Source organism: Streptomyces sp. SID14515 (genome assembly GCF_010548505.1).
GTDB lineage: Bacteria > Actinomycetota > Actinomycetes > Streptomycetales > Streptomycetaceae > Streptomyces > Streptomyces caviscabies.
Map to the genome: position 1 here is coordinate 77,171 of NZ_JAAGMH010000070.1, position 22,144 is coordinate 99,314.

Annotated in this window: 22 protein-coding genes; 16 read left to right on the forward strand and 6 right to left on the reverse strand. The window is 72.7% G+C overall.

Annotation, left to right across the window (positions count from 1 at the left end):
* Nucleotides 1-62: 62 nt before the first annotated feature.
* The 14 genes from G3I54_RS13815 to G3I54_RS13880 all read left to right on the forward strand — a co-directional run bounded on the left by G3I54_RS13815 (nt 63) and on the right by G3I54_RS13880 (nt 13,903).
* A complete protein-coding gene (locus G3I54_RS13815) occupies nt 63-1,019 on the forward strand; it encodes an SRPBCC domain-containing protein (protein ID WP_164614498.1) in 957 nt (318 codons plus the stop codon).
* A 55-nt stretch (nt 1,020-1,074) separates the two neighbouring features.
* Nucleotides 1,075-1,899: an aldose 1-epimerase gene (locus tag G3I54_RS13820; protein WP_164614500.1), complete on the forward strand. Its 825-nt coding sequence runs from the start codon at nt 1,075-1,077 to the stop codon at nt 1,897-1,899.
* Between the two features lie 30 nt (nt 1,900-1,929).
* A complete protein-coding gene (gene pyrE, locus G3I54_RS13825) occupies nt 1,930-2,469 on the forward strand; it encodes an orotate phosphoribosyltransferase (RefSeq protein WP_030082052.1) in 540 nt (179 codons plus the stop codon).
* A gap of 143 nt (nt 2,470-2,612) precedes the next feature.
* The gene (gene fbaA, locus G3I54_RS13830; protein WP_164614502.1) at nt 2,613-3,644 is read left to right on the forward strand and encodes a class II fructose-bisphosphate aldolase; all 1,032 of its coding nucleotides are present in this window, start codon (nt 2,613-2,615) and stop codon (nt 3,642-3,644) included.
* Between the two features lie 106 nt (nt 3,645-3,750).
* Nucleotides 3,751-4,914: a MalY/PatB family protein gene (locus G3I54_RS13835; protein ID WP_164614504.1), complete on the forward strand. Its 1,164-nt coding sequence runs from the start codon at nt 3,751-3,753 to the stop codon at nt 4,912-4,914.
* 194 nt (nt 4,915-5,108) lie between these two features.
* Nucleotides 5,109-5,423, forward strand: coding sequence for a DUF6191 domain-containing protein (locus G3I54_RS13840; RefSeq protein ID WP_164614506.1), 315 nt, complete (start codon nt 5,109-5,111; stop codon nt 5,421-5,423).
* 109 nt (nt 5,424-5,532) lie between these two features.
* Nucleotides 5,533-7,053 (forward strand): DHA2 family efflux MFS transporter permease subunit, encoded by a 1,521-nt coding sequence (locus G3I54_RS13845; protein WP_164614508.1) that lies wholly within the window; start codon nt 5,533-5,535, stop codon nt 7,051-7,053.
* A gap of 64 nt (nt 7,054-7,117) precedes the next feature.
* Complete coding sequence (locus tag G3I54_RS13850) at nt 7,118-7,531, forward strand: DUF3151 domain-containing protein (protein ID WP_164614510.1); 414 nt, start codon at nt 7,118-7,120, stop codon at nt 7,529-7,531.
* A 130-nt stretch (nt 7,532-7,661) separates the two neighbouring features.
* The gene (locus G3I54_RS13855; protein WP_164614512.1) at nt 7,662-8,510 is read left to right on the forward strand and encodes a tryptophan 2,3-dioxygenase family protein; all 849 of its coding nucleotides are present in this window, start codon (nt 7,662-7,664) and stop codon (nt 8,508-8,510) included.
* A complete protein-coding gene (gene kynU, locus G3I54_RS13860; RefSeq protein WP_164614514.1) occupies nt 8,503-9,777 on the forward strand; it encodes a kynureninase in 1,275 nt (424 codons plus the stop codon). The genes G3I54_RS13855 and kynU overlap by 8 nt, the downstream gene beginning before the upstream one ends.
* Before the next feature lie 110 nt (nt 9,778-9,887).
* Nucleotides 9,888-10,793 carry an alpha/beta hydrolase gene (locus G3I54_RS13865; protein ID WP_164614516.1) on the forward strand — a complete coding sequence of 302 codons (906 nt, stop codon included), beginning with the start codon at nt 9,888-9,890 and terminating at the stop codon, nt 10,791-10,793.
* Between the two features lie 122 nt (nt 10,794-10,915).
* A complete protein-coding gene (locus tag G3I54_RS13870; protein WP_164614518.1) occupies nt 10,916-11,743 on the forward strand; it encodes an NAD(P)H-binding protein in 828 nt (275 codons plus the stop codon).
* A gap of 130 nt (nt 11,744-11,873) precedes the next feature.
* Nucleotides 11,874-13,238, forward strand: coding sequence for a histidine kinase (locus G3I54_RS13875; protein ID WP_164614520.1), 1,365 nt, complete (start codon nt 11,874-11,876; stop codon nt 13,236-13,238).
* Nucleotides 13,235-13,903, forward strand: coding sequence for a response regulator transcription factor (locus tag G3I54_RS13880; RefSeq protein ID WP_164614522.1), 669 nt, complete (start codon nt 13,235-13,237; stop codon nt 13,901-13,903). The genes G3I54_RS13875 and G3I54_RS13880 overlap by 4 nt, the downstream gene beginning before the upstream one ends.
* Before the next feature lie 48 nt (nt 13,904-13,951).
* On the opposite strand, the gene G3I54_RS13885 is transcribed toward G3I54_RS13880, so the two are convergent.
* Nucleotides 13,952-15,580 (reverse strand): IS200/IS605 family accessory protein TnpB-related protein, encoded by a 1,629-nt coding sequence (locus G3I54_RS13885; protein WP_343240332.1) that lies wholly within the window; start codon nt 15,578-15,580, stop codon nt 13,952-13,954.
* Nucleotides 15,581-15,726: 146 nt separating this feature from the next.
* Between G3I54_RS13885 and G3I54_RS13890 the strand changes: the two genes are divergently transcribed.
* Nucleotides 15,727-16,944 (forward strand): cytochrome P450, encoded by a 1,218-nt coding sequence (locus G3I54_RS13890; protein WP_164614526.1) that lies wholly within the window; start codon nt 15,727-15,729, stop codon nt 16,942-16,944.
* Between the two features lie 22 nt (nt 16,945-16,966).
* Here the strand turns inward: G3I54_RS13890 and G3I54_RS13895 are convergent, their stop codons facing one another.
* The 3 genes from G3I54_RS13895 to G3I54_RS13905 all read right to left on the reverse strand — a co-directional run bounded on the left by G3I54_RS13895 (nt 16,967) and on the right by G3I54_RS13905 (nt 20,136).
* Nucleotides 16,967-17,308 carry a hypothetical protein gene (locus tag G3I54_RS13895; RefSeq protein WP_164614528.1) on the reverse strand — a complete coding sequence of 114 codons (342 nt, stop codon included), beginning with the start codon at nt 17,306-17,308 and terminating at the stop codon, nt 16,967-16,969.
* 216 nt (nt 17,309-17,524) lie between these two features.
* Nucleotides 17,525-19,039, reverse strand: a complete 1,515-nt coding sequence (locus G3I54_RS13900) for an ABC transporter permease (protein ID WP_203686223.1) — start codon at nt 19,037-19,039, stop codon at nt 17,525-17,527.
* Nucleotides 19,040-19,191: 152 nt separating this feature from the next.
* A complete protein-coding gene (locus G3I54_RS13905; protein ID WP_164614530.1) occupies nt 19,192-20,136 on the reverse strand; it encodes an ABC transporter ATP-binding protein in 945 nt (314 codons plus the stop codon).
* A gap of 62 nt (nt 20,137-20,198) precedes the next feature.
* Here G3I54_RS13905 and G3I54_RS13910 point away from each other — a divergent pair, with 62 nt between their 5' ends.
* Complete coding sequence (locus tag G3I54_RS13910; protein ID WP_164614532.1) at nt 20,199-20,717, forward strand: MarR family transcriptional regulator; 519 nt, start codon at nt 20,199-20,201, stop codon at nt 20,715-20,717.
* A 92-nt stretch (nt 20,718-20,809) separates the two neighbouring features.
* On the opposite strand, the gene G3I54_RS13915 is transcribed toward G3I54_RS13910, so the two are convergent.
* Both G3I54_RS13915 and G3I54_RS13920 read right to left on the reverse strand, forming a co-directional pair.
* The gene (locus tag G3I54_RS13915; protein WP_164614534.1) at nt 20,810-21,085 is read right to left on the reverse strand and encodes a DUF1876 domain-containing protein; all 276 of its coding nucleotides are present in this window, start codon (nt 21,083-21,085) and stop codon (nt 20,810-20,812) included.
* 32 nt (nt 21,086-21,117) lie between these two features.
* The gene (locus G3I54_RS13920; RefSeq protein ID WP_164614536.1) at nt 21,118-21,999 is read right to left on the reverse strand and encodes a diacylglycerol kinase; all 882 of its coding nucleotides are present in this window, start codon (nt 21,997-21,999) and stop codon (nt 21,118-21,120) included.
* Between the last annotated feature and the right edge of the window lie 145 nt (nt 22,000-22,144).

A 22,144-nucleotide genomic window follows, 5' to 3' on the forward strand; every position in this document is an offset into this window, starting at 1 on the left:
CCTCGGGTTTCGGCGGCCGAAGCGCTGACGTCCGGGGCCGTGGCCGATTAGGCTCGGTTTCCATGGAGCATGAGGTGTTCGTTCCGGTTCCCGTCCCGACCCTGCTGCGCACGCTGGGCGATCCCGCCCGCGTCGCCCGCTGCGTCCCCGGCCTCCAGCAGGACGCCGACGCGTCGGCGTCGCCCCTGGCGGGCCGGCTGAAGCTCCGGGTCGGCGGCCACACCATCACCTACCGGGGCGAGCTGCGGCTCACCGGTCCGGAGGGCGGCGGAGGTCCGGACGGGCAGCGCTTCTCGGTGACCGGGAAGGGCGTGGAGGCCCGCGGTGCCGGTGCGGTCGAGCTGGCCCTGACCATCGGCCTCACGGCGTCGGACGGTGGGACGACGCTCGCGTACAGCGGTACGGCGGGCGGCGACGGGCGGCTGGTCGAGCTGGAGGAGGGCGCGGCGCTCGCGGCCGCCCACCGGCTCCTGGACCGCTTCACCCAGCAGTTGGTGACGGAGTCACTGGCGGAGCGCGGCGAGGACGAGTCCGAGGACGAAGACGCGGAGCCCGGCGCCGAGGACCGTGCGGTGGTCGCGGAAGGGCTTGAGGGCGACGAGGTCCGCGAGGGCGGTGCGGACGGTACGGACAGTGCGCCTTCGCCTGATGCCGATGCCGATGCCGAGGAGCTTGCTCTTGAGGCCGAGGACGAGGCCGAAGGCGGGGCGGGCGGCGATGACTCCGAGGCCGGGTCCGTGTTCGACTCGCCGGTTCCGCCGCCCTCGCTCGACCCCGTCGCCGGGGTGGAGTTCACCGTTCCGGACGAACCGCCCGCCGAGGCCGCGCACGCCCGCCGCACCATGATCGGGCGCAGTGCCGAGGAGGTCGACCACGCGCCCCCGCGCGGCCGCTACGCCCCCGTGCCCTCGCCGGAAGCGGGCGGCGCGAGCACCACCCTGCGGTGGGTCGCCCCGGCCGCCGCCCTCGCGCTCGCCTCCGCCGTCGTGCTGGGCCGGGCCCTGCGGCGCCGGAGGTAGGAACAGCCGGAGGGAGCGGCAGCCGGAGGCGGTGGTGGGCCAGTAGGGTCGTCGCGTGAGCAGGAGCGAAGAGAACGTCAGGCTGACCGTCGGCGAAGCCGAGTTGACCGTCGACCCCGTGAACGGCTGCCGGATCAGCAGCCTGCGGATCGGGGGCGCCGAACTGCTCCGCCAGGGCGATCGATATGGCTGCTTCCCGATAGTGCCGTGGTGCGGGCGTACCGCGAACGGGGAGTTCCGCAACGGCGACGAGCTCCACCGGCTGCCGCTGAACTCACCGCCGCACGCCATCCACGGCACCGGCCGGGACACCTCCTGGCACACCGCCCACACGGCTGCCGACGTGGCCGAGGGCCGGGCGGCCTTCTACTACGACCTCGCCGAGCCCTGGCCGTACCCGGGCCGGGTCACGCAGACCTTCGAGCTGACCGAGGACACGCTGACGCTCGGCCTCGCCGTCGAGACGTACGGCGACTCCTTCCCGGCCCAGGCCGGCTGGCACCCGTGGTTCCTGCGCACCCACGACGGCCGGAACGCCGAGCTGTCCTTCGACGCCGCCTGGCAGGAGGAGCGCGGCGCGGACCATCTGCCCACCGGTCGCCGCATCGACCCGCTGCCCGGCCCGTGGGACGACTGCTTCGGCATGCCCGACGGCGTGGACGTGAAGCTCACCTGGCCGGAGCGGCTGGAGCTGACGGTGAAGAGCCGGAGCGAGTGGGTGGTGATCTACGACGAGCAGGCCGAGGCCGTCTGTGTGGAGACGCAGTCCGGGCCGCCCAACGGGCTGAACACCGCGCCCCGGCTGGTGACCCCGATCGACCCGCTGGAGATCGCGACGACCTGGAGCTGGACGCCGCTCCGTGGAGAGGCCCGGCCGTAGGCCCTGCCCGTACCGCTTACCCTCGTGGACATGACTGACGTACGCGCTGACCTGCTCCAGCAGATCAAGGACAAGGCCGTGGTGCACGGCAAGGTGACCCTCTCCTCGGGTCTGGAAGCCGACTGGTACATCGACCTGCGCCGCATCACGCTGGACGGCAAGGCCGCGCCGCTGGTCGGCCAGGTCATGCTCGACGCCACCGCCGAGCTGGACTACGACTGCGTCGGCGGGCTGACGCTGGGCGCCGACCCGGTCGCCACCTCGATGCTGCACGCCTCCGCCGCCCGCGGTACGAGCCTGGACGCGTTCGTCGTCCGCAAGGCGCAGAAGGCGCACGGGATGCAGCGCCGGATCGAGGGCACCGATGTGAAGGGCCGCCGCTGCCTGGTCGTCGAGGACACCTCGACCACGGGCGGTTCGCCGCTGACCGCCGTCGAGGCGGTGCGCGAGGCGGGCGGCGAGGTCGTCGCCGTCGCCGTGATCGTCGAGCGCGGGGCCGCCCCGGCGATCGCCGAGGCCGGGCTGCCGTACGTCCACGTCTACTCGGTGGCCGACCTCGACCTCGGCTGAGCCCGGGGCGGACGGTTTCACGTGAAACAGGGTCCGCCGAGTGGAGCCGGATGAGGAGTCTGGGAAGATGGGGGCGACGATGACGTCGCCCCCAGGTCAGGGACTCACAGCCTGCACACCCGCACATCCCAAGGAGCGGTCAGATGCCCATCGCAACCCCCGAGGCTTACGCCGAGATGCTCGACCGGGCAAAGGCGGGCAAGTTCGCCTACCCGGCCATCAACGTGACCTCGTCCCAGACTCTGCACGCCGCCCTGCGCGGTTTCGCGGAGGCCGAGAGCGACGGCATCGTCCAGATCTCCACCGGTGGTGCGGAGTTCCTGGGCGGCCAGCACAACAAGGACATGGTCACGGGTGCGGTCGCCCTGGCCGAGTTCGCGCACATCGTCGCCGCGAAGTACGACGTCACCATCGCGCTGCACACCGACCACTGCCCCAAGGACAAGCTGGACGGTTACGTACGTCCGCTGCTCGACGTCTCCGCCGAGCGCGTCGCCAAGGGCCTCAACCCGCTGTTCCAGTCCCACATGTGGGACGGTTCGGCCGAGACCCTCGCCGACAACCTGGCCATCGGTCAGGAGCTGCTGGCCAAGGCCGCCGCCGCCAAGATCATCCTTGAGGTCGAGATCACCCCGACCGGCGGTGAGGAGGACGGCGTCACGCACGAGATCAACGACGAGCTGTACACCACCGTCGACGACGCGCTGCGCACCGCCGAGGCGCTCGGCCTGGGCGAGAAGGGCCGCTACCTGCTGGCCGCCTCCTTCGGCAACGTCCACGGCGTCTACAAGCCGGGCAACGTCGTGCTCCGTCCCGAGCTGCTGAAGGACCTGCAGGCGGGCGTCTCGGAGAAGTACGGCAAGCCGGCCGGCAGCCAGCCGTTCGACTTCGTCTTCCACGGCGGCTCGGGCTCCACCGCCGAGGAGATCGCCACCGCGCTGGAGAACGGCGTCGTGAAGATGAACCTCGACACCGACACCCAGTACGCCTTCACCCGCCCGGTCGTGGACCACATGTTCCGCAACTACGACGGTGTCCTGAAGGTCGACGGCGAGGTCGGCAACAAGAAGACCTACGACCCCCGCACCTGGGGCAAGGCCGCCGAGGCCGGCATGGCCGCGCGCGTCACCGAGGCGTGCGCGAACCTGCGCTCCACCGGTACGAAGCTGAAGTAAGCACGACGTTGAAGTAAGCACGACGAGTACGGACGTACGGTCGCGGGCCCGGTCCTCCTTCAGGGGGCCGGGCCCGTTGCCGTGCAGGGAGAGAAGAGGACCTGCTGTGGGCGCGACCTACGATTTCGACGCCGTCGTCGACCGCCGGGGCACCTGGTGCGTCCAGTGGGACGGGGTCGCGGACCGGTTCGGGGTGGACGGGCTGCTGCCGTTCACCATCTCCGACATGGACTTCGCCACCGCCCCCGAGGTCCTGGCCGCGCTCCGGGCCCGGCTGGAGCACGGAGTGTTCGGCTACACCAGCTGGCAGCACGACGACTTCCGCTCGGCGGTCGCCCACTGGTACGCCACCCGGTACGGCACCACGATCGACACCGGGCAGCTGGTCTACGGCCCGTCCGTGCTCAGCCAGCTCTCCCAGCTGCTCCAGATGTGGACGGAGGAGGGGGACGGCGTCGTCGTCCACACGCCCACCTACGACGGCTTCCGCAAGGCGATCACCGGGCTCGGGCGCGAGCTGCGGGGGGTGCCGGTGGGGGACTGGGAGGCGCTGGAGCGTGAGCTGGCGCGGGCCGATGCGAAGGTCCTGGTGCTGTGCTCGCCCCACAACCCGACCGGGTACGTGTGGACGGCCGAGGAGCTGGCGCGGACGGCCTCGCTGGCCGAGCGGTACGGGGTCGCGGTGATCAGCGACGAGATCCACGCGGATTTCGTGCACGAGGAGCAGGCGGGGCGGGTCCATGTGCCGTGGACGCGGGTGGCGGGAGGCGGGCGCTGGGCGCTGATCACCTCCGGGTCCAAGGCGTTCAACTTTCCGGCGCTGACCGGGTCGTACGGGCTGATCGGCGATCCGGGCGACCGGGCGGAGTTCCTGCGGCGGATGGAGACGGCGGAGGGGCTGGCCTCGCCGGCCGTGCTGTCGCTGACCGCGCACATCGCGGCGTACCGGGAGGGGACGGCGTGGCTGGACGCGGTGCGGGCGTATGTGGCGGGGAACCTGGCGTATGTCGCGGAGCGGCTGGGGGCGGATCTTCCTGAGCTGGGGTGGGTGCCGCCGCAGGCCGGGTACCTGGCGTGGATCGACCTGCGGGCGGTGGGTGTGGACGACGAGGCGTTGCAGCGGGTGCTGGTGGAGCGGGAGGGGGTGGCGATCATGGGGGGTGCGGTTTATGGGGCGCCGGGGTTTGTTCGGCTGAACGTGGGGTGTCCTCGGGGGAAGGTTGTCCGGGGGGTCGAGGCGTTGGTGCGGGCTGTGGGGGCCGTGCGGTAGGCGGGTGGTTTCGGGGGCGCTGCCCCCGGGCCCCCGCTCCTCAATCGCCGGAGGGGCTTGAAGAACGGGCCCTCGTCCAGCACAGCCGCCGCTCCTGAAGCGGCGGAGGGGCTTGAGATGCCGGCCTCCTCGATCGGTGGGGCCCCTCACGGGAAGGGCTGGAAGGGTCGGGGAGGCATGGGCACACTGAGGGCATGCCTTTCCTTGTCTTCATGACTCTGCCCGGACTGGTCATCCTGCTCACCGCCCTGGCCTTCGTCGATCAGCTGATGCTGCGGGCCGGGCGGGCCGGTCTGCTGCCCTGGCGGAACAGCGCGCGGCAGGGGCAGATATCGGCGACCGGGTTCGAGCAGTTGCACGCGACCTTCTCACCGGGCAAGCAGAGCGAGCTCAAGGAGCGGCGGTCGGCCTTGCTGCTGCGGGACGACGAGGAGGACGGGGCGCCGCCGCACCGGACCCTGGTCGACCTGGAGGGCGGGACGGCCGTGGTGCGTCTGCCCCGGGCCTGACGGGCAGGAGGCCGGGGGCCTGGGGGCGGGGTCTGCCCAGGCCCCCGACGGACCGGAGTCCGGGGTTGTCCCGGTGGCAGCACGTGGGCGGTGCCGGGATGCTGCTCGTATGGCTGCTGCCCCCGCGCCCGGTGAGATTCGGGTCGCCTCTTCCGCCGGGCGTTGGGTCGTGCTGACCACGGTGCTCGGGTCCGGCATGGCGATGCTGGACTCCACGGTCATCAACGTGGCCCTGCCCCGTATCGGTGAGGATCTCGGCACCGACATGGCCGCTCTCCAGTGGACCGTCAACGCCTACATGCTCACGCTCGCCGGGCTGATCCTCCTGGGCGGGGCGCTCGGGGACCGGTACGGGCGGCGGCGGGTGTTCGTCGTGGGGGTGGTGTGGTTCGCGGCCGCCTCGTTGCTCTGCGGGATCGCGCCGAACGCGGGGGTTCTCATCGCCGCGCGGGCCCTGCAAGGGGTCGGTGGCGCGCTCCTCACGCCCGGGTCCCTCGCGCTCATCCAGGCCAGTTTCCATCCGGACGACCGGGCGCGGGCGGTGGGGCTCTGGTCCGGGTTCGGCGGGGTCGGGGCGGCCGTGGGGCCCTTCGTGGGCGGCTGGCTCGTCGACGGGCCCGGGTGGCGGTGGGTGTTCCTGCTGAACCTGCCGCTCGCCGCCATCTGCGTACCCGTAGCCTTCCGGCACGTACCGGAGTCGCGGGATCCGGCGGCGCACGGCCGGTTCGACGTGCTCGGGGCCGCGCTCGGGGCGCTGGCGCTGGCCGGGGTGACGTACGCGCTGATCGAGGCCCCGGGGCGGGGCGCGTCGCCGGTGGTGATCGGGGCGGCGGTCGGCGGGGTGGCCCTGGGGGCCGCGTTCGTGGCGGTGGAGCGGCGGCGGGCGGACCCCATGCTGCCGCCGTCGATCTTCCGCTCCCGGCTGTTCACCTCGGTCAACCTGGTGACCTTCTGCGTCTACGCGGCCCTCGGCGGCTTCTTCTTCCTCTCCGCGATCCAGCTCCAGGTGGTCGCCGGGTACTCCGCGCTGGGGGCCGGTACCGCGCTGCTGCCCACCACCGTGCTGATGCTGTTGTTCTCGGCCTGGTCGGGGGAGCTGGGGCGGCGGATCGGACCGCGTATCCCGCTCACGGTGGGGCCGCTGCTGGCCGCCGCCGGGATGCTCCTGATGCTGCGGGTGGGTGCGGACAGTGCCTCCGTCGGCGGGTACGTGACCGAGGTGCTGCCCGCCGTCCTGGTGCTCGGCGCCGGGCTCGTCGTGGTCGTCGCGCCGCTCACCGCGACCGTCCTGGCGGCCGTGGACGCCGGGCGGGCCGGTCTTGCCAGCGGCATCAACAACGCCGCCGCGCGGGCCGCCGGGCTCATCGCGGTGGCCGCCCTGCCGCTGCTCGCCGGGATGGGTCCGGAGGCGTACCGGGACGCGGGCGAGTTCGCCGCGACCTTCCGGCGGGCGATGCCGATGTGCGCCGGGCTGCTGGTGGCGGGCGCGGTCATCGCCTGGTGGACGGTGCGGGCCCCGGCCGCCGCCGCCCGGAGCGAGCGGCCCGAGTGCGCGGTGCACTGCGGGGTCGTCGCCCCGCCGCTGGAGCCGGAGCACCGGCGGGAGGGCGGGACCCCGAAGCCCGTGTGAACGCGCTGTGCCACCGGCCCGGGCCCCGGTGCCGCCGGGGCCTCGCGGGAGGCACACTTGAGCCATGTCCATCCACGAGAACCTGCTCGGCGGCCCCGCCCCGACCCACCTCCCCGACGACCCCGAGCCGCGCGAGCTGCTCGCCGCCGGAACCCCGCCCGCCGACGTCGCCGCGAAGTACCCCACTTCCTCGCTCGCCTGGGCGCAGCTCGCCGACGAGGCGTTCGAGGGCGGCCGGGTCGTCGAGTCGTACGCGTACGCCCGTACCGGCTACCACCGCGGCCTCGACTCCCTGCGCCGGGCCGGCTGGAAGGGCCACGGCCCGGTCCCGTTCGAGCACGAGCCGAACCGCGGCTTCCTGCGCGCCCTGCACGCCCTGGCGCGGGCCGCCGGGTCGATCGGGGAGACCGAGGAGTACGAGCGCTGCTCGACGTTCCTGCGGGACTCCTCGCCCACCGCCGCCGACATCCTCAGCTGACTTCCCGAGCGCCTCCCCGCCCAAGCGCCACGAGCGGGGAGGCGCTTAGTATGCGAGCAGGGGACCGGAGCTCCATCACCTCACGGAAGGGGCGGACCGCTACCCGGAAGCTCGTGTCGAGGAGACAGAAATGTCGACGAATCACCCCGACCCCGAAGCCACCGGTGCGGACACCCCGCACCTGGACTTCGCGGGAACGACTCCGTACGAGGACTATGTCCAGGCGGATGTCCTGACCCACCTCCAGCACCTGCGCTCGGACGATCCCGGCGAGATGGTCTTCCTGGTCACCACCCAGGTCATGGAGCTGTGGTTCACGGTCATCGTCCATGAGTGGGAGACCGCCACCCGCGCCCTGCGCGAGGACCGCATACCCGTCGCGCGCGACGCCCTGAAGCGTTCGCTGCGCGAGCTGGAGGCGCTCAACGAGTCCTGGCGGCCGCTGGCCGGACTCACCCCCGCCCAGTTCAACTCCTACCGGGGCTCCCTCGGCGAGGGCTCCGGGTTCCAGTCGGCGATGTACCGGCGGATGGAGTTCCTGCTCGGCGACAAGTCCGCCTCCATGCTGGTGCCGCACCGGGGCGCGCCCCGGGTGTACGCCGAGCTGGAGAAGGCGCTGGGCGAGCCCAGCCTGTACGACGAGACCCTCGCCCTGCTGGCCCGGCGCGGATACGCCGTTCCGGAGTCCGTCACCGGGCGGGACCTGACCAAGCGGTACGAGCCGTCGCCCGAGGTCGAGGCGGTGTGGGCGGAGATCTACGCCTCCGACGACCAGAACGACGAGCTGGTGCGCCTCGGCGAGCTGCTCACCGACGTCGGCGAACTCGTCTGGCGATGGCGCAACGACCACCTCGTCGCCACCCGGCGCGCGATGGGCTCCAAGACCGGCACCGGCGGCTCCGCCGGGGTGGCCTGGCTGGAGAAGCGCGCCACGAAGAACGTGTTCCCCGAGCTGTGGACGGCGCGCAGCCATGTCTGAGACCTCCCGTGACCTGCTTCGCGAACGGGCGCTGAAGCTCGACGCCGCCGACCCGCTGGCCGACCGCCGCGCGCTCTTCGCGCTCGACGAGGGCGTCTACCTCGACGGCAACAGCCTCGGCGCGCTGCCCGTCCATGTGCCCGCCCGGGTGCAGGACGTCCTCACCCGCCAGTGGGGCGAGCTGCGCATCCGGTCCTGGGACGAGAGCGGCTGGTGGACCGCGCCGGAGCGGATCGGCGACCGGATCGCCCCGCTCGTCGGGGCCGCCGCAGGGCAGATCGTCGTCGGCGACTCGACCAGCGTGAACGTCTTCAAGGCGGTCGTCGCGGCCGCCCGGCTCGCGGGGGAGGGACGCGACGAGATCCTGGTTGACGCGACGACCTTTCCCACGGACGGGTACATCGCCTCCGCCGCCGCCCGGCTGACCGGTCACCGGATCGTGCCCGTCGCGCCCGCCGACGCGGCCGGCGCGCTCGGCCCGCGTACGGCCGCCGTGCTGCTCAACCACGTCGACTACCGCTCCGGCCGACTGCACGATCTGCCCGGTCTGACCGCCGCCGTCCACGCGGCGGGCGCGATCGCGGTGTGGGACCTCTGCCACAGTGCGGGCGCGCTGCCCGTCGGGCTGGACGAGCACGGGGTGGACCTGGCCGTCGGCTGCACCTACAAGTACCTGAACGGCGGCCCCGGTTCGCCCGCGTACCTGTACGTCGCCGAGCGCCACCAGGTCGCCTTCGACTCGCCGCTGCCGGGCTGGAACTCGCACGCCGACCCGTTCGGCATGACCGCCGACTACGCCCCGGCGGACGGTTCCGTACGGGGCCGGGTCGGCACGCCCGACATCGTCTCCATGCTGACGCTGGAAGCGGCGCTGGACGTGTGGGACGGGGTGTCCGTGGACGCCGTACGGGCCAAGTCGCTGGCCCTGACGGACTTCTTCCTGGAGTGCGTCGAGGCGTACGTACCGGCGGGCCGGGTCGCCTCGGTGACCCCGGCCGCGCACGCCGCACGCGGCAGCCAGGTCGCCCTGCGCTGCGACGAGGCGGAGCCCGTGATGCGCCGGCTGATCGAGCGGGGCGTCGTCGGCGATCTGCGGCGGCCGGACGTGCTGCGGTTCGGCTTCACCCCGCTGTACGTGGGGTTCGCCGACGCGGAGCGGGCGGCGCGGATCCTCGCCGAGGTGCTGGCCGAGGTGCCCGCCGGGGACCGGGCCGGGGACGCGGCTGGAGACGCGGCCGAGAACGTGGTCGGGGACACCGTCGGCTGACGGTCCGTCACCGTGTGTTCGACCGGGCGGGGGCGGTGCCGAGTCCTGGTACCGTCCCCGCAGGTCAACCCAGTTGGGCACAGGACACAGGCATAGGACGGTTGAGCAGCATGTCGGATTCTGCCGCGCGTGATCGGGACGTCGCCGAGATGGAGTCGGCGTTCGCGCATCCGGAGGTCGCCCCCGACCGGACCGCCGCCTACGGTGACCACCCCGACCAGGTCGTCGACTTCTACGCCCCGCGCGACGGCCGCACCGGCGCCCCGCTCGTCGTCCTCCTGCACGGCGGCGCCTGGCGGGCCCCGTACGACCGGGCCCACGCCTCCCCGCTCGCGGACTTCCTGGCCCGCCGGGGCTTCGCCGTGGCGAACGTGGAGTACCGGCGCGGCGGCGACGACATCCCGCAGCAGCGCGGCGGCGAGGACGGCGCCCGCCCGGGCGGCGCCGATCCCGTCGCCGGACGCTGGCCGGAGACCTTCGACGACGTGGCCGCGGCCCTGGACGCGATGCCCGTGCTGGCCGTCCGCGAGCTGCCGGGCGCCGATGTGCGGCGGATCGTGGTCGCCGGGCACTCGGCGGGCGGACACCTCGCCCTGTGGGCGGCGGCGCGGCACGTGCTGCCCGAGGGGTCGCCGTGGCGGCTGCCCGCCCCGCCGCCGCTGCGCGGGGTCGTCGCGCTGGCCCCGATCGCGGACTTCGCCACGGCGGTCGAGCTCGGGGTGTGCGGCGGAGCGGTCGCCCAACTCCTGGGCGACGAAGCCGACTTCGAGGAGCGGTCGGCGCACGCCGACCCGGGCGTGCTGCTGCCGACCGGGATCGCCACCGCGATCGTCCAGGGCGTCGACGACATCGTCGTACCCCAGGCCGTCGCCGAGGCGTACGTCGACGCGGCGGCCAGGTCCGGCGAGACGGTCGGGCTGACCCTGCTCGGCGGCGTCGGGCACTTCCCGCTGATCGACCCGGCCGCCGACGCCTGCGCCGTGGTGGCCGAGGAGATCACCCAGCTCGCCTGGTGAACTCGTTCCCGAGGCCTCGCGCTTGCGGACCGTAGGTGTCCGCAAGGGTCTCTACGTTGGTCCTGTGCCGGTGGGGCGCCACCTCCGCTCGGGCGGAGTCGGAACCGACGATGGAGAACCTCATGACGATCCTGGTGACCGGAGCCACGGGAACGGTCGGCCGCCGTGTGGTCGAGCAGCTGCTGGAGCGCGGCGAGCACGTCCGGGCGCTGACCCGCGACCCGGCGCGCGCGGAGTTTCCGGCCGGCGTCGACGTCGTACGCGGCGACCTCACGGATCCGGCGTCGCTGGAGCCCGCGCTGGACGGAGTGACCGGGCTGCACCTCATCACCTTCGGCGGCGGCCTCTTCGCCCCGCTGGAGACCGGTGAGGAGATCCTCGGGCTGGCCCGGAAGGCGGGTGTGCGCCGGGTGAGCGTGCTGCACGGCGGCGGGGCCACCCCGATGGAGAGCGCGGTGCGCGCGAGCGGGTTCGACTGGGCCGTCGTGATGCCGGTCGAGTTCATGGCGAACGCCCTGGAGTGGGCGCCCGGCATCAGGAGCGAGGGCGTGGTGCGCGAGCCCTTCGTCGACCGGCTGAGCGCGATGGTCCACGAGTCGGACATCGGGGCGGTGGCGGCCGCGGCCCTCACGGAGAACGGCCACGGCGGCCAGGAGTACCTGGTCACCGGCCCGCAGGTGCTCACCGTCCGCGACAAGGCGGCGGCCATCGGCGCGGCCCGGGGCGCGGACGTCGGGCTGGTCGAGCTCACCGAGGAGCAGGCGCTGGAGAGCTGGCGGGGCCAGGGCATGCCGGAGGACGTGATCGCGTTCCTGATCGACGTCTACCGGGACACGCCGCCGGAGGGCCGCACCGTGCTCGACACCGTGGAGAAGGTCACCGGGCGGCCGGCGCGGACCTTCGCGCAGTGGGCCCAGGAGCACGCGGAGCACTTCCGCGCGCAGGCCTGAAAGGACCGCTGACCAGGGTCTTTCCGGTGCCTGACGCGGTACGGCGGAGGCGGGTAGTCCTTGAGGGGGACGCCCCGGAATCCGTAGAGATGCTGACGACCCGCCGTCCGCCGCCGCCTACCGTGGAAGCGTGACCGAGACCCAGACAAAGAACCGTGGCCCGGAGTACCGGGCAGCCGCAGGGGCGATAGACGGCCTGCGGGAGGACCTCTTCCGCCAGGTGTTCGCCTACCGGCCCCTGCCGCCGCTGAACCCCGACGGACGGCTGATCCGGCGGCTGCCCGAGGGGCTGCGCAAGGCCGTCGTCTGGACCCCGCACGCCCTGGTGCTGTTCGCCGCCTTCCTCGTGATGATGGCCGGCTTCGCCGAGTGGCGGTTCCGCCTCCTGATGGGTCTGGTCCCCGCCATCGCGGTGGCGATGACCCTCATCAGGCCGGTCGCCGCGTTCTGGGCGTCGATGCTGGCGGCCGTCTTCTGCGCGATCCTGGGCAGCGAGGGGCTGTGGGGGCCGAGCGCCTTCGCGGCGCAGCTGGTGGTGCTGGTCGTCGTGGCCGCCCGGACCCGGCCCCGCACCGCCGCCTGGATGTGGCTGCTGACCCTGCTGTTCGGGGTGCTGCTGGAGGGCGGCGACCCGTCCATCACCGCACCGCTGGCCACGCTCTCCGCCTTCGCGCTGCTCGTCGTCGCCGTGGTCCAGATCCGGCGCGACGCCGAGCACGAGGTCACCGTGCAGCGCACCGTCACCGCCGTCGAGCGCGACCGGCGCACGCTGCTGGAGGAGCGCACCACCATCGCCCGGGAGCTGCACGACGTGGTGGCCCACCACATGTCGGTCGTCGCGATCCAGGCCGAGGCCGCCCCCTACCGGGTCGAGAACCCGCCGCCGGAGCTGGAGCAGGCCTTCGTCACCATCCGGGAGAACGCGGTGGCCGCCCTCACCGAGCTGCGCCGCGTCCTCGGCGTCGTACGGGCGGAGGACTACGAGGCCCCGGACGCCCCGCAGCCCACCCTCGCCGCGCTCGACGGGCTCCTGGACAACGTCCGCGAGACGGGCCTGGAGACGGAGAAGGTGATCACCGGGGCCGTCCGCGAGCTGCCGCAGGGCGTCGAGCTGTCGGCGTACCGGATCGTCCAGGAGGCCCTGAGCAACAGCCTGCGGCACGCGCCGGGCGCCTCCGCCAGGGTCGAGCTCGGCTATGTCCTCGGCGGGCTCGGACTGCGCGTGGTCAACGGACCCCCGCGCGGCCTGGTCAAGCCCTCGCCGGGGGCCGGGCACGGGATCACCGGGATGCGGGAGCGGGTCGCGATGCTGAACGGCGAGATGACCGCCGGGACGACGGCGGACGGCGGGTACGAGGTGGCCGTCTTCCTGCCCGTACCGCTGTCCCAGGAGCCGGAACCGGAGCCGGGGACGCGGGAAGCGACGGGCAACGGCAACGGCAACGGCAACGGTGAGACGGTCGTCATCGAACGCGTACAGGACGGCCGGGCATGAGCGAAACCGACATCCGGGTCCTGATCGTCGACGACCAGATGATGGTCCGCGAGGGCTTCTCGGTCCTGCTCAACGCGATGCCGGGGATCACCGTCGTGGGCGAGGCGGTGGACGGGCAGCAGGCCCTCGCCCAGGTCGCCGCCCTGAGCCCGGACGTCGTCCTGATGGACATCCGCATGCCGGAGATGAACGGCATCGAGGCGACCCGCGAGATCGTCGCACGGGACGCCGACGCGAAGGTCCTGGTGCTGACGACCTTCGATCTCGACGAGTACGTCTACCAGGCGCTGCGGGCCGGGGCCTCGGGCTTCCTCCTCAAGGACGCCTCCGCCCGGCAGCTCGCCGACGGGGTACGGGTGGTGGCCTCGGGCGAGGCGCTGCTCGCCCCGACGGTGACCCGGCGGCTGATCACCGAGTTCTCCAAGCTCGCGGAGACCCCGCGGCCGCCCGCCCTGGCCCGGATCGGCGATCTCACCGAACGCGAGACGGAGGTGCTCGTCCTGATCGCGCAGGGCCTCTCCAACGCGGAGATCGCCTCGCACCTGATCGTCGCCGAGTCCACGATCAAGACGCACGTCAGCCGCATCCTGGTGAAGCTGGGGCTGCGCGACCGCACCCAGGCGGCGGTGTTCGCGTACGAGGCGCGGCTGGTCACGCCGGGGTAGGCCCCGGCGTCAGAGAAAGTGAGGTATGCACGTGTCCTTCGACCGTCCCTAGCCAGTGTGCATGAGTGGATGCTGGACCCACTGATGTGTTCTGGGCGCATCCCGAACGGTTTTGGGTGCGCTGGGTTCCCGCTTTCGCGTCCCGCTCGGCGGCACGTCTCTGGGGGCGTGGTCCGTTGCGGGTGGGCGGGTTCCCTCACGCTCTCGTGCACCTGGTGCGGCCTGGACGGTCCGATGCCCCACACGATCTCTCCGGTCGTGTGGGGGCGGTGCCGTCCGACGCCGGATCGGGTGTCCGAGGGCGCGTCTCCCGATGGCGATACCGGCGGCATCGTGACGGGACATCTTGCGTCGGGGCGTGGTCAGCGGTTTCTGCCAGTGCTGCCCGCCCCATATCGAGGTGTAGGCCGGATCGACCGCGATGATCGCCAGACCTTGTTCGGCGGCCATCGAAACCAGCCGCGCCTTGAGTTTCCCGGTGGGAATGCCGGAGATCAGCTGCCGGAAACGCTTCCTGCGACCGTGCTTCTCCCGCGTCTTCTCCGAGCTGAAGTCGAGGTCCTCGATACCGATCGCGGTGACACCGGCCTGTTTGGCCCAGTGCAGGAGCCGGGTCAGGGCGTGGCGGATTTGTGCGTCACGGTGCTGGGTGGTGCCGGAGAGATCGTAGGCGAAGCGGTGCGGCTCGCCGACCGGGTTGCCGTGCTGGTCGAGGCGGTAGGCGGCGAAGTGGTCGGCGTTGGTGTCGACACCGATCACACCCCCGGCCCGGGCACTCTCCCACGGGACGGCCCGCACTTGGGGGCGTTGCCAGGACGCGGTCAGATACCAGCGGCCCCGGGCGGTGTCGAAGTGGATACGGTAGGCGACAGCCCGGTTCGCTTGGATGCGGTCGGCCCATTCCGTACCCCGGTGCGCGAACACCACCGTCGAGGCGATGGTGTAGCGACCGTGTGAGGTGTTGGCCAGGTGCGCCAGTGGGATCGGCAGCTTGATGCTGACCTGGCCGTCGGGGGTGACGCGGATCGTCTCGTTCCCGAACCGCTTCCCCGACTCGCCGTCCGCCGCCAGGAACCAGCGTTCCGCCTCCCACCGCCCACGCCACCGCTGTTCGGTGAGCCCGGCCGCCGAGAGGTGGTGCCGGGTCTTGAGCAGGCGCTTACCTCCCCGCACGACCCGCACCCGACCCGCACGCCAGTCCTTCACCACAGCAGCGCGCCGTGCCTCCAGGTCCTTGAGGCGGCGGGACTTGCGGAACCACTCCCCCTTGGACCGGTAGCCGCCCGCCGCACGTTTCGTACCCTTCGCTCCGACCGGGAGCGACAGTCGGTGCCGCAGGGTCCGGATCCCTGCTTCCAGCGACCGGATGTGCGCGGCCTGACAGCGACGGGCGAGCGTCCACTGATCATGGCTGGCCTTGGTGATTGCCCCGGCGATCCGCGACGACGACACCTTCGTCAGCCCCCGCTTACGCGCAGCCCATGTATCAGCGCCATGCTCCAGGCCCTGCCCGCAGCGAACCTTCAGATCACGCGAAGCGAGCACACCCTGATACCCACCGACCGCCCGCAGCACCCGCTCGTCCTCGTGGGTGAGGTGCTTGAGACGGTCCCGCACCGCCACCCCCGAAGGACCCGACACCACGAACGGCCCCGCCAACACGCGCACACCAGCCACCACCACACCCCCACCCCAAAGCCGTGCAACCCATCACCCAGCACAACGAGCAACCCCCATCAAGGTCACTCATTCGGACCCAGAACGTCCGTTCCCGCCCTTACCTGTCACGCCACCGGACTTCTCCCTGGCGCTACAACTGACCCATGCACACCAATTCGGCAGCAGTCTTCGACCCCTGGTCGCCCGCGTTCGTCGCCGATCCCTACCCCGCCTACACCGCGCTGCGCGCCGCCGGCCGGGCGCACTGGTTCGAGCCGACGGGGCAGTGGCTGATCCCGCACCACTCCGACGTATCGGCCCTGTTGCGCGACCGGCGGCTCGGCCGGACGTATCTGCACCGCTTCAGCCACGAGGAGTTCGGCCGCACCCCGCCGCCCGCCGCGCACGAGCCGTTCACCACGCTCAACGGGCAGGGCATCCTCGATCTGGAGGCCCCCGACCATCCGCGGATCCGGCGGCTGATCTCCAAGGCGTTCACCCCGCGTACGGTCGAGAACCTGGCCCCGACCGTCCGGCGGCTGGCGGCCGAGCTGGTCGACTCGTTCGTGGCGAAGGGCGGCGGGGACCTGCTGGCCGATGTCGCGGAGCCGCTGCCGGTCGCGGTGATCGCGGAGATGCTGGGCGTCCCGGAGGCGGACCGGGCCCTGCTGCGGCCCTGGTCGGCGGCGATCTGCGGGATGTTCGAGCTGAACCCCTCGGAGGAGACGGCGACCGCCGCCGTCCGGGCCTCCGTCGACTTCTCCGCGTATCTGCGCGGGCTGATCACCGAGCGGCGCGCGAACCCCGGCGAGGACCTGATCTCGGCCCTCATCGCCGCCCACGACGAGGGCGAGCGGCTGACCGAGCAGGAGATGATCTCGACCTGTGTGCTCCTGCTGAACGCGGGCCACGAGGCGACGGTGAACACCACCGTCAACGGCTGGCGGACCCTCTTCCACCACCCGGAGCAGCTGGCCGCCCTGCGCGCCGACCCCGGACTGCTGCCCACCGCGATCGAGGAACTCCTGCGCTACGACACCCCGTTGCAGATGTTCGAGCGCTGGGTGCTGGACGACATCGAGATCGATGGCCAGGTGATCGGGCGGGGCGCGGAGGTGGCGCTGCTGTTCGGCTCGGCCAACCGGGACCCGGAGCGGTTCGCGCGCCCGGACACGCTGGACCTGTCCCGGACGGACAACTCGCACATCACCTTCGGCGCGGGCATCCACTTCTGCCTGGGCGCCCCGCTGGCCCGGCTGGAGCTGGCCGCCTCCTTCGGGGAGCTGCTGCGGAAGGCGCCCGCGCTGCGGATGACGGCGGAGCCCGCGTGGCACCCGGGGTATGTGATCCGGGGGCTGAAGGAGCTGCGGGCGGAGGTGTAGGCGGGGCGGTCAGCGGGGGCGGTCAGCAGGGGGTGGAGCACTCCGGCCGTGGTGGGCCGGCCAGCGCGTCGACGGCGTAACCGATCGCGGCGAGCCCCGCGACGGCGGCGATCAGACTGAGCGCCCGCAGCCAGTGGCCGCGGACCGCGGCGAAGACGGCCAGCGCCGCGGCGATCCCGCCGATGACCATGAGGGGCAGACCGTACCGGACCACGTCCCAGTTCGTGGCGCCCTCGAAGCCGTCGAAGAGACCGTCCTTGCCGTACGGGGTCCACAGCGCGATGCCCGCGAGGGCGCCGACGGCGGCGGTCAGGCAGCCGGCGGTGCCTACGGCGGCTTCGCGGCGCGGGTTCTCGGTCTCCATGCTGCGGGGGACGCGGCGGGGTGCGGGCGCGGTTCCGGTTCCGCTTTCGGGGGCGCTGCCCCCGGACCCCCGCTCCTCAAACGCCGGAGGGGCTGAAGATGCCGGGGGCTGACATGCTCCCCCGCTCCTCAAGCGCCGGAAGGGCTGGACATGCCGGAAGGGCTGGACAAGCCGGAAGGGCTGAAGACGCCGGAAGGGCTGGAGATGCGGCGAGGGTCACGTCAGTACGTCGCGGCGGCGTAGCGCTGTCAGGCCCGCCGTCGTGAGGGCGGCGGCGCACGCGGTCAGCAGGAGTACGGGCGGCCAGGACATGGCGTGGCCCGGCAGCTTCGGGAGGTGGCTGAAGGGGGAGAGATTCATCGCGGACCGGGGCAGGTCCAGGGCCGGGCCGATCCAGCCGATGGCGAGGCAGAGGCCGGTCAGCCCCCAGGCCCCGGCCACCAGCTTCGGGGCCGCCCCGTACACCAGGACCGTGATTCCGCCCAGCAGCCAGACGGCGGGCAGTTGGACCAGGGTCGCGCCGATGATCTCGGCCGGGCGGTCCCCGTGGCCGAGGGCCAGGCCCAGGCCTCCCGCCGCCAGCAGGAGCACCGCCCCGCCGAACGCGACGACCAGGTGGCCGCCCGCCCAGCGGAGCCGGCCCACCGCGCCCGCGAGAACCGGCTCGGCCCGGCCCGCCGTCTCCTCGCCGTGGAGCCGGAGCACCGAGGCGACCACATACAGTGCGGCCACCATGCCCAGCAGCCCGGCCATCGCCGCCAGGAACGTGTCGGTGAGGGCGGCGGCCCCGCCCATCCGCTCGAAGATCTCCTGGGCCTTCGCGTTGTCCCCGACCAACTCGGCGGCCCCGTCCGCGAGTCCGCCGAAGATCACGCCGACCACGGCGAAGGAGAGTGTCCAGCCGATCAGGGTGGGGCGGTGCAGCCGCAGGGCCAGTCCGGCTGCCGTGGAGATCCGTCCCGTGGGCGGGCCCGGCCGGCTCGGCAGGAAGCTCATCCCCACATCGCGCCGCGCGGTGAGGGCGTACGCGACAGCGGCCTGGACCAATACCGCGGCGGTGAACAGCAGCAGCACCCACCACCGCTCGGAGGCGTAGGCGCGCAGATTCTCCGCCCAGCCGATGGGGGAGAGCCAGGTCAGCGGGGAGGACGCGTCGTCGGTGGCCGCGTCGCCCGCGGCCTTCAGGACGAACGCCGCCCCGAGCCCCGCCGCCGTCAGCCCCCTGACCAGCCGGGTGTTCTCGGTCAGCTGCGCGGCCACGGCGGCCGTGCAGGCGAACAGCACACCGGTCCCCGCGACCCCCAGCGCCAGGGCGATCGCTCCCGGGCCTCCGGCGCCCGCGCCCATCAGCCCGGCGGCTGTCACCACGGCGAGCGCGGCGTTGGCGAGCACCGCCGCCAGGAGCGCGGCGGACAGCGGGGCGAAGCGGCCCACCACGGCGGAGGAGAGCATCTCCTGACGGCCGCTCTCCTCCTCCTCGCGGGTGTGCCGGGCCACGATGAGCAGGCTCATCACGGCGGCCAGCACCGCCCCGAAGCCGAGCATGCGCCAGGCGACGAGACCGCCGAGGCTGTCGCTGAACACCGGTCCGTACAGCGAACGGAGCGAGCTGTTGCCGGTCATCGACGCGGCCAGCTCGGCGCGCCGGGCGGCGGTGTCGTACAGGGAGGCGAGGGAAGAGGCCACGGAGGCGAAGGAGCCGCCGAGGACCAGCACCCAGACCGGGATCATCAGGCGGTCCCGGCGCAGCGCGAGCCGCAGCAGGGTCCCGGTCCCGGTGAACCGCCCCCGGCCCCCGGCCCGGCCCACCGCGCCCCCGTCCGCCGGCCGGCCTGCTTCCCTGCCCGCCGCCCCGGACGCTGTCGTGTCGTTCGCCGTGGTCATCACGCTCCGGCCTCCGCCCCGTCGGCCGGGCTCCGGTCGCCGTCGGGCGAGCCCTCGGCCCGGTCCGCCGTGTAGTGGCGGAGGAACAGCTGCTCCAGCGTGGGCGGGCTGCTGGTCAGGGAGCGCACCCCGGCGGCGGTGAGGGCGGTGAGGACGGCGTCCAGCAGATGCGTCTCGACCTGGAGGCGGATTCGCGTCCCCTGGAGGTCGACATCGTGCACCCCCGGGAGCCGGTCGAGTCCGACGGGGGGTTCCGCGAGCTCGGCGGTGATGCTCGTGCGGGTCAGATGACGCTGCTCGGCCAGTGAACCCGTCTCCACGGTCCGGCCCTGCCGGATGATGCTGACCCGGTCGCAGAGGGATTCGACCTCGCTGAGGATATGGCTGGAGAGCAGTACGGTCCGTCCCCGCCGCCGCTCCTCCTCGACACAGCTCTGGAAGACCTCCTCCATGAGGGGGTCCAGCCCGCTGGTCGGCTCGTCCAGGATCAGCAGATCCACGTCCGAGGCGAACGCGGCCACCAGCGCGACCTTCTGCCGGTTGCCCTTGGAGTACGTCCGGCCCTTTTTCGTGGGGTCGAGATCGAAACGCTCCAGCAGCTCCGCCCGGCGGGCCGTGTCCAGGCCGCCGCGCAGTCTGCCGTACAGGTCGATGACCTCCCCGCCGGACAGATTGCGCCACAGGGCCACGTCCCCGGGGACATACGCCACGCGGCGGTGCAGTTCCACGGCGTCGTGCCACGGGTCCCCGCCGAGAAGGCGGGCCGTCCCGGCGTCGGCCCGCAGCAGGCCCAGCAGGACGCGGATGGTGGTCGACTTCCCCGACCCGTTGGGACCCAGGAATCCGTGCACCTCACCGGTCTCGACGGTGAGGTCGAGGCCGTCCAGAGCATGGGTGCGCCCGAACGACTTGTGCAGTCCGGCCACCCTGATTGCCTTCTCCATGGTTCTGAACGTACGCTACTTTCACAAATTTGTGAAGTTAAGGAAGCGTATAAAATCAAGCCATGAGTACCGACAACCAGCCGGGCCCCCCGGACTCCGAGGCCGTCTCCCGCTTCGTGGAGCGGTTCGCCGCCGACATGACGGAGGCGGGCATGCAGCGCATGGCCTCACGGGTCTTCGCCGCGCTCCTCGTCGACGACGACGCCGCGATGACCTCGGCGGAGCTGGCGCTGGCCCTGCAGATCAGCCCGGCCGCCGTCTCCGGCGCGGTCAGCTATCTCACCCAGGTCAGCATGGTGAGCCGGGAGCGCGAGCCGGGCTCCCGGCGTGACCGCTACCGCCTGCAGAACGAGATCTGGTACACCACGTTCGCCCGGCGGGACCGGGTCCTGACCCGCTGGGAGGAGACCCTCAAGGAAGGCGCCCGCACCCTGGGCGAGGACACCCCGGCCGGCGCCCGGCTGGCCGAGACGGCCGCGTTCTTCGAGTTCGTCCAGGACGAGCTGGTGGGCATGATGGACCGCTGGAAGGCGCACCGCGCGACGCTGACCTTCCCTTCGCCCGACGCCTCGAAGGACTGACGCGCTCGCCGTCGGACGGTCGGACGTCCCGACAGCCGGGCGTCGGGACCGATGGTCGACGTCCGGACCGGCGGTCGACGTCCGACCGGCGGTCAAGGAGCCAGCGGGTACGACTTTCGGCCCGAGGCCTCGTCGATCTCGTCGTGCGCCTTGGTCAGCAGTTTCATCGCCAGTTCGTTCAGCGCCCTGGCCCCCGCGATCTCCTCGCCGACCCGCTGCTGGTCGGCGTCCGAGGGGTGGCGGCTGGCGTAGCCGTGGGCGCGTACCTCTGTTCCGTCGGAGAGGCGGACGAGCGCCGCCGCGCGGGTGCGGTGGGTGTCCTCCTCGAATTCGAGGTCGATGTGCCATCCGACAGCGGTCCTGGTCATGACGAACACCTCCGGGACGTTCCGGGCGTCTTCTACCAGCGTGCGCCCGCTGAACCGTCCGCGCTCGCCGGGCCCGGCAGCATCAGCCCCCAGGCGCCGGCCCGGACCGTCCAGGTCCGGGTGCGCACCGGCCCCCCGGTCTGTATGTCGGCCCGGTAGCGGAAGTCCGCGCCGGAGACGGTGACCGCCTTGGCCTCCGCCGTCACCTCCTCGCCCGAGGCGGTGCGGACGACGACGTCGGCCAGGCCGCCGCCGCCCTGCGAAGTCACCGAGATGCCCCGTACCGGCGTGTCCAGGTCGCTCAGCAGCACCCCGTCCGCCTCGATGCGCAGACGGTGCGTGCCCGGGTGGGCGGCGGCGGCGACCGGGGCCGGGCGGACCAGGGACGTCATCAGCGAGCGGCAGGTGTCCCAGACGGCCGTGACGCCCGAGGGCGGGCCGCCCGGGCCGGGCGGCGGGGCGGGGGCGGGGATGCGCAGGCGGCCGAGGACCACGCCGTCGCTGTCGTCGACCAGGAGGTCCAGCCGCCGCACCGCACCGTCCAGCGCGGTCCGCGCGGCCGCCACCGCGCCCCGGGGGACGCCGAGGGCGTGGGCCACCTCCAGGGCGTGCGCCGCGCCGACGGGGATCAGGGAGAGGACGCCGTCGGCCAGCTCCCGTTCGCGGTGCAGCTGGGCCACCGCGCGCAGCAGTGCGTGATCGTCGCCGACCACCACGGGCCGGCGCGAACCCCGCCGGGACAGGGCCCGGGCGAACTCCTCGGGGGTGTCCGGAAGGCAGATCTTGGCGTGCGAGCCGGCGCTCAGCACGTCCCTGGCGATGCGCACGGACTCGCCGTCGGTCCGGCGGGCGACCGGGTCGATGACCACCAGGAGCTGGTCGTCGCCGTCGCCGGGGGGCTCTGCAGCCGACACCTCGGTCCTTCCTCGGGTAGCATCTTGGTGCAAGAGCCCCTTGCGCTATTGCGCCAGGGGCTTCGTCTATTCCGGGGCACCCGGTTCGACGGCTCAGGCTTTGCCGTACATCGTCGTGCGGCAGGTACGACCTTTACGTACGCCC